The following is an 11,959-nucleotide window of genomic DNA, read 5'->3' as shown; positions in this document are numbered from 1 at the left end:
CCCTCACCCCCAGCCCCTCTCCCAGAGGGAGAGGGGAGTTAGGGATAGGACAGCCTTGCCTAGCAATAACGACGTAGAGAAACGTTTCATTGCCATTTGAAATGGCTCTACAAACTTAACTGCAACCTTCAAGCAGCAAAAAGATCCCCTTTCGAGGATCTTCTTGAGAATACTGTTGCGCCGTTTTACCGTGGTTTTCGACCTGGAAAATCCAGTGTAGGATATCGGGGATGATTGTCGATAGTTTCCAAATCAAGTTTGGCCTACTGCTCTCACATCCACTTCCCATCCTAATTGTCGAAGGGTATCGATCGCAAAAACATAACGGCAGTCACCAACGCCGCAGAATTCTTCGTCGATCATACCGCATTTTTGGGGTGTGCCTGTCAAGTGCTCAGCAAGGGCTTAAGATGAAAGGCAGCTTGACTTTTTGCCGGCCATGCTCAATTCCTGGTTAGACAACATCTACGGCGCCTGGTTTCTGCCGGAGCGCACGTTTCGGGCGTTACGGGAACGGCCTGTTCTCTGGCAAGCCTTTGGGGTGGTGGGGCTGCTTAACATCCTGGAGGTCATTCGCCGCTCCGGAGCAAGCCTGCCGAGCATGGTACTGGCGGTACTGATGGGATCCCTGGGCTGGGTGGGTTTGGCGGCTTTGTTGCAGTTGCTGGCCTTTTGCTTGGGGCGGGCCGCCCCTTCCTTTGCGGCGCTGCTGTGCTTGACGGGGTTTGCCGGTTTGCCGTGGCTGCTACTGGGGCCTGCCCAATCCTTGGGCGGCGTGGCGGGATCCCTGCTGGGCTTTGCAGCACTGCTGTGGTTTGTGGTTTGGCAGGTGCGGGCGGCGGCGGTGGCGCTGGATCTGGAGTGGTGGCGCCTGGTGGGCCTGATCCCCTTGGCTTTCCTAGGAGGGATCCTGGCCCTGAGCTGGCTGACCAGCGGCATTGTGGCCTTGGCTTCTCTGGGCTAGAGGGCCATCAAAGCTTAGCAAGCAGAATGAAGCAGCCCACCAGCCTAGCGGGGCACTCGCTGCAGATGCGGCTTTTCCTCCGGCAAAATCGCGCCTTCTACCGGGCAAACCTGCAAGCAAATGCCACAGTCGATGCAGGCGGCAAAGTCGATCCAGAAGTAGTCGGTGCCTTTGGCATTTTTGCTGTCGCCAGGGTGAATGCAGGCGACGGGGCAGGCCTCCACACAGTCGGCAATGCCTTCGCAAACGTCGGTGACGATGGTATGGGGCATGGATCCCTCCCACTGAATTTGAATCCATCCAATCTCAATGCGGCCAGTTGGCTCAAGATTGCCGGCGGGCCGCAGATGGCTTTGTCATTTTAGGCGAAAACGGGGGTCGGAGCTGAAGCTAGCTCTCTCTTAGGTCTCGCTCTTGAAATTGCCACCAACGGCTGAGGGGCCAATAGAGGGCAGGTGCCCACAGGCTACTTAAAATGGCAGATGTGAGGGCATTGCGTTGATGGTTCCACCAGATGCTCTCCAGAGAACGCGGGCCATCGCCGCCGGTGCTGCTGAGAGACTGCAATCCATCCAGCCAAGTTTGCATTCCTGCTGGATCCAGATTCTCGGATCCCTGCGAGGCCACGAGCCACATCCATTGCAGCGCCATCAGGGTTTCGGCGATCACCACCATACCGAAGACGATCAAGGCCACCGAAATGAAGTCTTCCTGCATGTAGCGTTGTTTTTGCAACTTGGCGGTGAGGATCCCGACTACGGCCAGCCCCAGCGCATGGGTAGGACAAGGGCTGGTCAGCGCATCTTGCAGAAAACCCAGCGTGATCCCGGCAACAGCCCCCTGCCAAGCCTTGCGCCGCACGCTCCAGCACACCACCCAGATCAAGGGCCAATCGGGGGTTAGGCCCGCCAGCTCCAAGCCCGGCCCTCGCCACCAAGGGGCCACCGCTGCCAGCACCCCTGAGAGGGCAGTCACCACCCAATTGAGGCAAGACCCAAGCTTAAGAAGCAGAAGGTTGCGCATAGCGGTAGATCAAGGCCCATTGCAAGAGGCCCAGCGGCGCCGACAGTTCGACAGTGGCTTGAGGAGCAGGGCTGGCGTCCAAGTTGACCGCTCGAACCGTTCCTACCACAACCCCGGCTGGATAAAAGCTGCTGAGGCCCGCGGTCACCACCACATCCCCCACCTCGACTTTGGGAGCCTTGTCGAAAAAGTCCAAAACAGCGCTTTGGGTGCCCGTACCTCGCAAGATGCCCATGTATCGGCTGCGACTCAACATCACCCCGACACGGCTGGTGGGATCGCTGATCAGGAGCACCCGGCTGGTATTGGGAGTAACCGACTCGACTCGCCCGATCAACCCGCCCGGCGCCATGACCACATCTCCCACCCTGACTCCGTGCCGGCTGCCACGGTTGAGGGTGAGCTGTTGCCACCAGTGATCGGCGCTGCGGCCCACCACGGCTGCCGGGATCCCCGCTTGGGGCATTTGCTCGGTAAATTGCAGCAGCCGCTTCAGCTCGCGATTTTGGTACTGCAACTCGGCTACCAGGGCTTGCAGCTCACGGGTGGCAGCCTGGCTGAGCACCGCGGCGGGATCCACAGGCGGACGGGCCGGGGCAGTGATCCAAGTGTACAACTCCACCAACAGGGATCCTTGGGTTTGGCGCAGTCCTAATGCAGCCCCCATCGCTAGAGCAGACAGGAGCAGCCCCAAACCATGGCGCCTCCACCATTGGCGTAGCCGATTCAAGCGATACCTCTCTGACCCACTCGACTCACACCTCAAATCAGGGATGGGAAAAACTCCTCTAGCCCTTGAAGCTGCCGCTCAACACTCGACCCAAGGTTTTAAAATCCTCCAAAACCCGCCCAGTACCCAGCACCACACAACTGAGGGGATCGGGGGCGATGTGAACTAGGATGCCGGTTTCATGGCTGATCAGAGCATCCAGGCCCTTGAGCAACGCTCCCCCTCCGGCCAACATGATGCCGCGGTCGATGATGTCGGCGGCCAACTCCGGCGGCGTGCGCTCCAGGGTGCGCTTAATGGCTTCCACGATCACCGAGAGGGGCTCGGCCATGCTCTCGCGAATCTCGGTGCTTTTCACCGTGACGGTCCGGGGCAGGCCGGAGAGCAGGTGTAACCCGCGCACTTCCATGCTCAGCTCCTCTTGAATCGGGTAAGCAGAGCCGATCTGAATCTTGATCTCTTCAGCGGTGCGCTCCCCAATGGTGAGGTTGTGAACTTTTTTCATGTACTGGATGATGGCTTCGCTCAGCTCATCTCCCGCCACTCGCACCGACTCGCTCAGCACGATCCCCTGTAAACTCAGGACAGCCACCTCGGTGGTGCCGCCGCCGATGTCGATGATCATGTTCCCGGTGGGCTCTTGCACCGGCAGGCCGGCCCCGATCGCTGCTGCCACCGGCTCGTCCACCAAATACACCTCCCGCGAGCCGGCTTGCAGGGCCGCTTCCATTACCGCCCGTCGCTCCACACCGGTTACGCCGCTGGGGATCCCGATCACAATGCGCGGAGCAATCAGGTAGCGGCCCTCGTGCACGCGATGGATGAAGTGTTTGAGCATCATCTCCGCCGTGTCAAAGTCGGCGATCACCCCATCTCGCAGAGGGCGCACCGCCACAATGTTGCCCGGAGTACGGCCCAACATTTTTTTGGCATCTTCCCCCACGGCCAGGGGTTGCTTGGTGTTTTGGTCGATGGCGACCACAGAGGGCTCTTGTAGGACAATGCCTCGCCCAGCCACGTAGACCAGCGTGTTGGCAGTGCCCAAATCAATGCCCATGTCACGGGAAAATCGGCTGAATAGCCCCACGGTCAGTTGCTCCAGTCTTTATTGGGAAGAACCAGCAAGCTCTGGTACCTACTATAGTTCAGTTCCGTAGGAGAATCTCCCTGACACCCACTCTTCTAAGGGGCGGGGGGCCGCGCTTCCTGCCGTTTAAGCTATAAAGTGCTTCACACCGCCGACGCGAACGAGAACGTATGAGCGAAGCCCTGCCATGGCTGCTGGCTTGTTTCCGGAAATGGCTGCCTTTTCCTGAGAAGTGGCTGCCGCCGGAGAGCTATTGGGTAGGGGGATCCCTGCGGGATGCTTACCTGGCTTGGCTGCGGGGCAGGGCCGAGGATGCGGAAGCGCCGGCGGATTTGGATCTGATGTGCGCTGCGGATCCCGTGGGGTGGGCGGCGGGGGTGGCGCGGCGGCTGCGGGCGGGCTTTGTGGTGTTGGATGCCGAGCGGCAGATTGCCCGTATGGTGTTGGCAAAGTTAACTGTGGATGTGGGGCTGCAGGCAGGTCCCACCCCAGAGGCGGATCTGGAGCAGCGGGATTTCACCTGTAATGCCCTGGCCTTGGATCTGCAAAGGGAGCAACTGCTGGATCCCACCGGCGGACGAGCCGATATTCGCCAGGGCCGGATGCGCATGGTACACCCCGACAACCTGAGCGCCGACCCGGTGCGGCTGCTGCGGGCCTACCGCCAGGCGGCCCAACTGGGGTTTGCGCTGGATCCGGCCACCGAGGAGGCGATCCGAGAGCGGGCCCCCCTTTTGGCCCAGGTAGCGGCAGAACGGGTGCGAGCAGAGGTGGTGGCCCTGCTGGCAACAGGGATGGCGGGGCTGGCCCACCTGCAGGCGGCGGTGGCGGCGGGGTTGCTGCAGGCTTGGCTGCCCCGCTTGCAAGCGGAGAGTCCGGGCTTCCTTCAAGCTCAAGCGGTGTGGTGGTGGGCCGAGACCTGGCAACGGCAGTATCCCCGCACCCTGGCAGAGCTGGCCCAACCTTTGACGGAAGGTGCCCCGCACCGCTCACGCGAAGGGAGCAGCAGGCTGCTGGCGGCGGTGCTGGCGGCCTTGCTGTGGGATCCGGCGGGAACCCCGGCAGCAGTGGTGGAAACCGAGCTGGAACGGCTGCGCTTCAGCCGCGCAGAAATGCGGGCCATCCAAAAGCTGCACCACCTCTTGCCTCAGCTCCAGTCTCTTCTGGCCGACTCCCCCACCCCTGCGCAACAGTGGCGGCTCTATCACCAGGCGGGATCCCTGTTCGGCGGCCTGGCGCTGTTGGCAGCAGCCACGGGCGGCGACCCCCAAAAGCTGGAGTCTTGGCTTCAGCGCTACGAAGATCCCCAGGATCCCTTGGCCCATCTGGTGCCCCTGCTGGATGGCCAGGATCTGGTGGACAGCTTGGGGGCCAAACCCGGCCCCTGGGTAGGTCAGTTGTTGCAAGCCCTGCAAGAGGCGCAGGCTTGGGGGCAGATCCAAACCCGTGCCGAGGCACTCTCCTTTGCCCGCCAGTGGCGTGGGAGAGGCTCTCAAAACACCCCAGAACACTAGCCGAAGCGATAGCCGAAACCGCGCACCGTTACCAAATACTCGGGGTTGCTGGGATCCAGCTCCAACTTTTCCCGCAGCCAGCGGATGTGCACATCCACGGTTTTGCTGTCGCCCATAAAGTCGGATCCCCAGATGCGCTCCAGAAGCTGCTCCCGCGTCCAGACGCGGCGGGGGTTGGACATAAACAGCTCCAACAGACGAAACTCCTTGGGGGAGAAACTGACCTCAACACCCCGCACCAACACGCGACACTCCTGAGTAAACATGCACACATCCCCGTAGCGGAGCACCGTGGCATCGCTGGGGTGGGACTGCTGCTGCCGGCGCAACACCGAGCGACAGCGGGCGATCAGCTCCCGCATGCCGAAGGGCTTGGTCAGGTAGTCGTCGGCGCCAAGCTCCAGGCCCACCACCCGGTCGGTCTCGCTGCTTTTGGCCGTCAGCATCAAAATGGGAAGCGTGTTGCCCTCCCTGCGCAACAGCCGGCAGAGATCCAGGCCGTTCAAGCTGGGCAACATCAGATCCAGGATCATCAAATCCAGCCGCTCCGCCGTATACACCAACTCCAGCGCTTGCCGGCCATCGGCGGCCTGTAAAACTTGATACCCCTGTTCTTCCAAAGCCAGGGCAACTGTCTCCCGAATGGCATCCTCGTCATCCACCACCAACAGGGTCTCCAGAAGGGGAGAGGCTTCCCTAGTTTGAGGGAGTGAACCGGTCATGGAGAGGGTTGCTTGCATACAGAACTCCGTCGCGCCTGCGCGAACGGCCTCACAGGGGAAGAAGGGCAAGTGCCGCTACCTTCAACAGCAGCCCCCCGATAGGATATCAAACTTCTAGGCCAGCCAATGGGGTGAAAGGCTGGGAAGAGAACGGGGGCAGAACGCTTGCCCAGACTCATGAGACGACGAAGGGGGCTACAAGAGTTCCAAAGCCCCGCAATTCAGGATAATTTAAGGTCAAGGTGAAGCCGTTCGTTCTTCACCACCAGCCGGTGAGTCTAAGCCTTTCTTTTCTCCCCCCGTAAGTTGCGCAGGGGGGTTCGCGTTTGCTGGTGGGTCAGAGCCCGGAAGCAGCGTGGAGCGCCGGGGAAAAGTCTCAAACTGAGGAGCTATCTCTGTGTTAAGCGAGCGTGAACTTTTTTAACGATCCGAGTATGGGTTGCCGAGAGCGTAACTTAAGCCTCGTAGAATGAGTCGCAAAATTCCAGGCAGGACCTTCGGACATGGATTACATTCGCACCTTTAACGACGATCCCTGCGAGGGGCATCTTTCGACGCCTATTAGCGATTCTCCTGTCACCCGTCTGTTTATCAACAATCTCCCCATCAACCGTCCTGGCCTATCGCCGCTGTTGCGGGGGCTGGAGATTGGGTTGGCGCATGGCTATTTCTTGGTGGGGCCGGAAATCGTGGTGGGCCCGCTGCGCGACTATCCTGAGGCGGCCAATTTGGGTGGGCTGGTCACGGCCATGGTGATTGTGTTGCTGGGAACCGCCTGCATGTCTGCGTATGGCAGTGTTACCTTTGGAAACAAGCCGGAAACGCCGGGAGCCAATCCTCTATCTACGGCGCGTGGCTGGGGGGATCTGACGGCAGGATTTTTCTTGGGAGGCATGGGTGGCGTCTTTGCTGCCTACTTCCTGTTGGAGAACTTTGCCGGGATCGACGCCATCTTTCGAGGGTTGGTGAATTAGTTGTCAAGCTTGTCAAGACACTGGAGAGGAGCAAAACCATGACCGGTTCTTACGCTGCTGCTTATCTTCCTTGGATTTTCGTCCCCATTGTCGGTTGGCTGCTGCCGGCAGTAACCATGGCCGTGCTCTTTTTGTACATTGAGCGCGACTAATTTGTTCTAGTCTCAATTGGTCTTAGAAGAGGGATCCCTTCTCTAGGGATCCCTTGCTTTTTGGGCAGACCTTGGCGCAACGGCTGTTTCTATCCCCCCTGCTGTCTTCCCAAAAGCTGGGGCAGCACCCGACCGAGGTTGAGTCTTCTTGCTTTTGGGAAAGGGGAACTTCCAAAGCGTCTCAGCTCCCCTACCACCGCCCTTGATGCTGCCTATGCAATCTAAAAGCAGGAGCTCAAAAAGTTCCGCGAAGACATTGACTACGTCAAAGGAGCAACTGGCCTAGCCATTGCTTATAGATGGTCTTGACACTCCTCCGACTAAAGTCGGCTCTCCCAGGGGGATCCGCCCTCACCCCCAGCCCCTCTCCCAGAGGGAGAGGGGAGATGGAGAAAGGGCTCCGCATCCCTACCACAGGCAACTGTGCCAGCCAGGCCTATTGCTGCTTCAAGAGATCATGCGCTCGAGAGCAAGTTGCAAATCTTGAGTTAGCTCGGCTACTGCCTGTCTGGCTTCCTGGCGGCCTTGGCGGTACTGGCGTTCCCACCGCTGGCTCACCCAGATGGGATCCCCCACCGTAACTTGAACTTCTCGCCAACCCAGGCGAGGCCGGGCCGGGTAGGGATCGCCGCGCAGGCGGGCCAAGACATCAAACAGGATCAGGGCACTTTCTGCCAGCCGCTCAAAAGAAGGCCTGCTCAGCAAGTACTCTTCTTGCACGGCCACGCAGCTTTCCACCAGGCGCATGTGCTGCAGGTAGAGGGTGGCCTGCTGGGCTTTCCAGTTGAGCAACCCCCGCTGCAGCGGGGCCAGGGATCCGGGATGCCGCAATTCTTCTCGGTAGATCTGGGTCCAGGCGGCTTCTTCGATGCGGCGGCAACGGCTGTTCCAGTCCCCTTGGGGAGACAGACCAAAGTAGGTCTCGGCTGTCTGCAGCGCCGTGTGGAGCAGCCGTTCCAGGCGGGCGTTGAAAGGCGCCCCAGAAGGAAGAGGGGGAAGGCCGTAAAACGTTTCCATCTGGGCCAGCAGGTGGTGGGCCAGGCCACAAATCCGCTGAGCACAGTGGCGGTTTGCGGAAGGCTTGGGAGCCGCCGGCGGCGTCAGGCCACTGAGGCGCTCGAGGTGGCTTAGCAGGCGCTCCAGCTTTTTCCAAGAGGGCTTTAGGTAGCGATATTGGATCCCGATGGGCACCACAACCACCTTTTCCGAACGACCGGCTTTGGCCAGGTCTTCGGCGCACCAAAAGGCCAGTTGCGCCGTTCCCGGCTCCAGAGGATTGACCCGCTCGCTGTGGCCATTGGTGGCCCCTTCCGGGGCGATCCCAAAAGGAAATGGGCCGTCCAGCAGTAGGCGCCGCGCCGCCGCCAGCGCCAGCCGATCCACCCGCCGTCCCCGATGCACAGGGATCCCGCCCAGGCGAGACAGAAGCCACCCTAGCCACTCGCCACCCCAAAGAGGCATGCCCCGGTCGTAGAGAAAATGGGCGTGAATGGGTTTGCGGAGGGGGATCCCTTGGCGACGGGCAGCCTGCGGCACCAGGCGAGAGAGCACGTAGAGGCCCACCAGGGGATCATCCACCTCCACATGGCGGAAAGCGAGGATCAGCCGGATCTGGCCCGCCTGAAACTGGTGGTAGAGCTGCGCCAGGGTCTGCACGCCCCTAGCCTCGATTTTGGCAATGCCGGAAGGAAGCCAGGGCCGCACCCTCAGCCGCAACAGCAGCGGCAGGATCCCGTGGACAAGCCGCAGCACCCAGGGCTTGTAGGCCGGCGGGATAAAGTCTAGGGGGGGACGGGCAAAAGAGGGAGGTGGTGGCGAAAACAAGGCTTTTTCTCAAATACTGAATTGCTCAAGCTAGGCCCAATCAAATCCCCATCCAATCGATCGGGTTATGGTCGTTTCAAATTTACCCTCACCCCCAGCCCCTCTCCCTGAGGCATCCCTCACCCCCGGCCCCTCTCCCTGAGGGAGAGGGGAGGATGGCCAGATAGCGCTGTTTGGGTTTCGGTGCGACAAGAGGCTGAGTGCCTTTCTCTCTCTAACTCAGGGTGGCTACGGGCTGGGCCTCTACCAAAAGTTGCTGGGTTTGCAAGTCGAAGATAGTGGCCAGCAGCCGCCGCGAGGCATCGACGGCAAATTCCACCTTGAGGCGATCTTCTCCTGCCCGGCCTGGGGGTTGCAGGCGGGCCAGACAAGCCGGCTCGGCGCCAGGGGCCAGGGATCGAAAATCGGTTTGTCGAGTGAGTTGGCGGCTGCTCATGCGCCCCAGCTCGTCGTAAACCACCTCGGCCTGGGCCACCTGAGCCACTTCTCCCACATCGAGGCGAATTTCGGTTTGCCCGTCGTTGGCCACCTGCAAGATCAAGGGCTCGGAGCGTCGGCAGGGGTAGGGGCTGCCCCGCTCAAACAGAGGGTAGTAGATATAGCTTTTTTGCAAGGGATCCCAGAGGCGGATGGCGTAGCTGTGGTGCAGGCGATCCTCCAGCTTAACTTGGCGGCCCACCTGCAGGGCGCCCAAGGCCACAGCGTCGAAGGGGCGTTCGCAGCGGACTTTCTTTTTGCCAAAGTAGGAGCGGAGCAGCTCTTGGACTGCCGGCAGTTGGGAGCTGCCTCCCACCAGGAGCACCTGCTCAATTTGGCCTTTGCCCACTCCCCTGGCCTGGGCAGTGAGAAGCACATCGTCTAGGCACTGGCGGATTTGATCCAAGAGCTGGTGGGTTTCTAGAATCTCCTCCAGCACCTGCCGATCCAACTGCAGCTCATAGGCAGTTAGGGCCTCGTCGTCAAACCAACTGCCCACCGCCTTGGGCTGGGCAGAAAGGGCGATCTTGAGCTGTTCTGCCTGCTCCAAAAGGGTAATCCAGCTCAGGGCTCCCAGCTGCTGCCGGCTCAGCCCCAGTTGCCCCAGCAGGTATTCGGCAATCCAGATGTCGATGTCCAATCCGCCCACGTAGGCATCTGCCTTGGCGATTACCTCTGCCTTGAGGACGGGGTTGCCCGGCTGGGGGGGAAGGGTGCGCACCAGGCTGAGATCCAAGGTGCCGCCACCGAAATCCACCACCAGCACAAGGGATCCCGGCTGGCCAACCGCATAGCCCAGGGCAGCAGCAGTGGCCTCGTCCACAATCTGAATGGGATCCCCGGCCACCCTCCGCAGCCAGTTTAAGTAGCGCTCAAAAGAGCCGACGGGAGCTGTAAACACCACCTGTTGCGGCTGCGGGTATTCTTGTTGGATGGCTTCCATCACCGCCTGCAAAAAAGCCTGGGCCACCCTCTCGGCATCGTAGCGCTCCCCATCCAGAACTCGCGGCGGGGGCACAAACTCCGCCACCAGATCCCGCTTGAAGCCCTGAAACAAGCGCTGCGGATCCACTGCCCCCCAGCGCCCGGCGCGCACGGTTTCTCCCACCAGAAGTTGGCCTTTTCCCTTGACGTAGACCAGGCTGGGAATGGCCGCGTAACCGGGGCGGGAGAGGCCGGGAAGGCTGAGCAGGCGGGGCGCTTCTTGTCCAAGATCCCAAACCGCCACAACCGTATTGCTGGTGCCAAAATCAATAGCCAGCGTCGCTTTGGGGACGGGTGCCATCAGCTCAATCCTCCGGGCAGGGAGCGACTAACTTTGGCCGGGCAAAGAATGCGTTGGCCGCAGCGGTAGCCGACAAAGCGGATATAGACAGGATCCCCAGGCCGAATGTCCGGCTGATCCGGCTGGTGCAGTTGCGGGTCGAAGGGGACAGATTCAAGAGGGCTGCCGATGGCTTCATACCCCCACTGCTGCAGCAGGGCATCCAGCGACCGGAACAGAGCCGTCACGTTCTGGGCCGGCCAATCCGGCTTGCGCCGGGCAATCTCGCGGACGGTGGGGTAGCTGGTCAGCAGCGGCTGCAGCAGGGAGAAGATTGCCTCTGCATTGTCAGAGCCCCTTCCGCCGCCAAGCAGGGATCCCACATCCCACCGGAGAGCGGCAGCCAACTTTTGCAGTTGCTCCAGGCGCAGGGATCCCCACCGCCCTTGACGCACCTGATCGAGGGCGCGGCGGCTGATCCCTGCTTGAGCTTGCAAGGCCTGCCATGAGGAAAGGCCAACGGCTTGCATCCGTTCCCGCAGCCAACTGTCCAGCGGTCTCTCGGCCATTGGGTTTTGCCAGGGATCCCTATGATCATGCCCCAACTGGGGCCTGGGTCAGGGATCCCCAAAGCGCAGGGAGCGGGCTATGGCTTCCACATCCCGGTCGTAGCGCTCGCGCCGGCTAGCCGGATAGACCAATTCAAAGCCAGCCTCTAGAGAGGGGCGGACAAGCTTTTTGAGATAGAAAATCCGCAAGCTGCCTGGCTCGTAGCCGGAGACCACGAAAAAATCCCGACCGGCAACTTGATAGGTAACCCGGCGTCCGCTTTCTCGGCTGCGCTGCAACTCCTCTTGCAGGGCGCTGGCGGGCGTTGCTTGAAAAATATTGTACCCACCCCAAACGCGGAGCTCAGCCCCCTCTTCGCCGACAAACACCTGACCGTCGCCGCTATCGGATTCCCCTTGGGGGACAAAATCGGCCGGATAGTCGAGGCGATAGCCAAAGCGGGCATTGATGTAGGGCTGAAAACTTGACTGGGCCAGTACCAAAAGAGCGGGTGAGGCCAGAGCCGGGATCCCTTTTCCCACAAAGAGAGCGGCGAGCAGACAGGCTAAGCAAGCAGCAGATCTCATGGTTTCGAGTTTTTCGGATCTGCGGCTATTCTAGGCTCCTTTTTTCTAAACTGCTGCTGGCAAAGGGATCCCTCACCCCCAACCCCTCTCCC

13 protein-coding genes are annotated in these 11,959 nt (G+C 60.7%); 4 read left to right on the top strand and 9 right to left on the bottom strand.

Annotated elements, in window-relative coordinates; translation table 11 throughout:
* The first annotated feature begins 439 nt into the window (after nt 1-439).
* Nucleotides 440-964 carry a YIP1 family protein gene (locus NW844_RS01765; protein ID WP_414332949.1) on the top strand — a complete coding sequence of 175 codons (525 nt, stop codon included), beginning with the start codon at nt 440-442 and terminating at the stop codon, nt 962-964.
* Nucleotides 965-1,008: 44 nt separating this feature from the next.
* On the opposite strand, the gene NW844_RS01760 is transcribed toward NW844_RS01765, so the two are convergent.
* The 4 genes from NW844_RS01760 to NW844_RS01745 form a co-directional block, all read right to left on the bottom strand.
* Entirely contained in the window at nt 1,009-1,236 is a 228-nt protein-coding gene (locus tag NW844_RS01760; protein WP_414332947.1) for an indolepyruvate ferredoxin oxidoreductase subunit alpha, read from the bottom strand.
* Between the two features lie 118 nt (nt 1,237-1,354).
* Nucleotides 1,355-1,987: a rod shape-determining protein MreD gene (mreD, locus tag NW844_RS01755; RefSeq protein ID WP_414332946.1), complete on the bottom strand. Its 633-nt coding sequence runs from the start codon at nt 1,985-1,987 to the stop codon at nt 1,355-1,357.
* Nucleotides 1,965-2,681 carry a rod shape-determining protein MreC gene (gene mreC, locus NW844_RS01750; protein ID WP_414332944.1) on the bottom strand — a complete coding sequence of 239 codons (717 nt, stop codon included), beginning with the start codon at nt 2,679-2,681 and terminating at the stop codon, nt 1,965-1,967. The genes mreD and mreC overlap by 23 nt, the downstream gene beginning before the upstream one ends.
* 94 nt (nt 2,682-2,775) lie before the next feature.
* Nucleotides 2,776-3,804 (bottom strand): rod shape-determining protein, encoded by a 1,029-nt coding sequence (locus tag NW844_RS01745; RefSeq protein WP_414332942.1) that lies wholly within the window; start codon nt 3,802-3,804, stop codon nt 2,776-2,778.
* 170 nt (nt 3,805-3,974) lie between these two features.
* Between NW844_RS01745 and NW844_RS01740 the strand changes: the two genes are divergently transcribed.
* Nucleotides 3,975-5,318 carry a CCA tRNA nucleotidyltransferase gene (locus tag NW844_RS01740; protein ID WP_414332940.1) on the top strand — a complete coding sequence of 448 codons (1,344 nt, stop codon included), beginning with the start codon at nt 3,975-3,977 and terminating at the stop codon, nt 5,316-5,318.
* Here the strand turns inward: NW844_RS01740 and NW844_RS01735 are convergent.
* Entirely contained in the window at nt 5,315-6,040 is a 726-nt protein-coding gene (locus NW844_RS01735) for a response regulator (protein ID WP_414332939.1), read from the bottom strand. The genes NW844_RS01740 and NW844_RS01735 overlap by 4 nt on opposite strands.
* Nucleotides 6,041-6,543: 503 nt before the next feature.
* On the opposite strand from NW844_RS01735, the gene NW844_RS01730 reads away from it, so the two are divergent.
* Together NW844_RS01730 and NW844_RS01725 are read left to right on the top strand one after the other, a co-directional pair.
* Nucleotides 6,544-7,014, top strand: a complete 471-nt coding sequence (locus NW844_RS01730; protein WP_414332937.1) for a photosystem I reaction center protein subunit XI — start codon at nt 6,544-6,546, stop codon at nt 7,012-7,014.
* Nucleotides 7,015-7,052: 38 nt separating this feature from the next.
* Nucleotides 7,053-7,166 (top strand): photosystem I reaction center subunit VIII, encoded by a 114-nt coding sequence (locus tag NW844_RS01725; RefSeq protein ID WP_011428960.1) that lies wholly within the window; start codon nt 7,053-7,055, stop codon nt 7,164-7,166.
* 447 nt (nt 7,167-7,613) lie between these two features.
* Here the strand turns inward: NW844_RS01725 and NW844_RS01720 are convergent, their stop codons facing one another.
* The 4 genes from NW844_RS01720 to NW844_RS01705 form a co-directional block, all read right to left on the bottom strand.
* Entirely contained in the window at nt 7,614-8,990 is a 1,377-nt protein-coding gene (locus tag NW844_RS01720) for a 1-acyl-sn-glycerol-3-phosphate acyltransferase (protein WP_414332935.1), read from the bottom strand.
* A gap of 214 nt (nt 8,991-9,204) precedes the next feature.
* The gene (locus tag NW844_RS01715; protein WP_414332933.1) at nt 9,205-10,752 is read right to left on the bottom strand and encodes an Hsp70 family protein; all 1,548 of its coding nucleotides are present in this window, start codon (nt 10,750-10,752) and stop codon (nt 9,205-9,207) included.
* Nucleotides 10,752-11,300, bottom strand: coding sequence for a hypothetical protein (locus NW844_RS01710; protein ID WP_414332932.1), 549 nt, complete (start codon nt 11,298-11,300; stop codon nt 10,752-10,754). Before NW844_RS01710 ends, NW844_RS01715 begins: the two co-directional genes overlap by 1 nt.
* Nucleotides 11,301-11,348: 48 nt before the next feature.
* Nucleotides 11,349-11,867 carry a hypothetical protein gene (locus NW844_RS01705; RefSeq protein WP_414332930.1) on the bottom strand — a complete coding sequence of 173 codons (519 nt, stop codon included), beginning with the start codon at nt 11,865-11,867 and terminating at the stop codon, nt 11,349-11,351.
* Nucleotides 11,868-11,959 lie beyond the last annotated feature (92 nt).

The sequence above is a fragment of the Synechococcus sp. H55.2 genome, from assembly GCF_047462495.1.
GTDB lineage: Bacteria > Cyanobacteriota > Cyanobacteriia > Thermostichales > Thermostichaceae > Thermostichus.
This window is presented reverse-complemented; position numbering and strand designations above follow the sequence as displayed.

Coding starts and splice junctions, on each gene's coding strand:
- NW844_RS01765 (WP_414332949.1), top strand. CDS start 440: ATGCTCAATTCCTGGTTAGACAACATCTACGGCGCCTGGTTTCTGCCG.
- NW844_RS01760 (WP_414332947.1), bottom strand. CDS start 1,236: ATGCCCCATACCATCGTCACCGACGTTTGCGAAGGCATTGCCGACTGT.
- mreD (WP_414332946.1), bottom strand. CDS start 1,987: ATGCGCAACCTTCTGCTTCTTAAGCTTGGGTCTTGCCTCAATTGGGTG.
- NW844_RS01740 (WP_414332940.1), top strand. CDS start 3,975: ATGAGCGAAGCCCTGCCATGGCTGCTGGCTTGTTTCCGGAAATGGCTG.
- NW844_RS01735 (WP_414332939.1), bottom strand. CDS start 6,040: ATGACCGGTTCACTCCCTCAAACTAGGGAAGCCTCTCCCCTTCTGGAG.
- NW844_RS01730 (WP_414332937.1), top strand. CDS start 6,544: ATGGATTACATTCGCACCTTTAACGACGATCCCTGCGAGGGGCATCTT.
- NW844_RS01725 (WP_011428960.1), top strand. CDS start 7,053: ATGACCGGTTCTTACGCTGCTGCTTATCTTCCTTGGATTTTCGTCCCC.
- NW844_RS01715 (WP_414332933.1), bottom strand. CDS start 10,752: ATGGCACCCGTCCCCAAAGCGACGCTGGCTATTGATTTTGGCACCAGC.
- NW844_RS01710 (WP_414332932.1), bottom strand. CDS start 11,300: ATGGCCGAGAGACCGCTGGACAGTTGGCTGCGGGAACGGATGCAAGCC.
- NW844_RS01705 (WP_414332930.1), bottom strand. CDS start 11,867: ATGAGATCTGCTGCTTGCTTAGCCTGTCTGCTCGCCGCTCTCTTTGTG.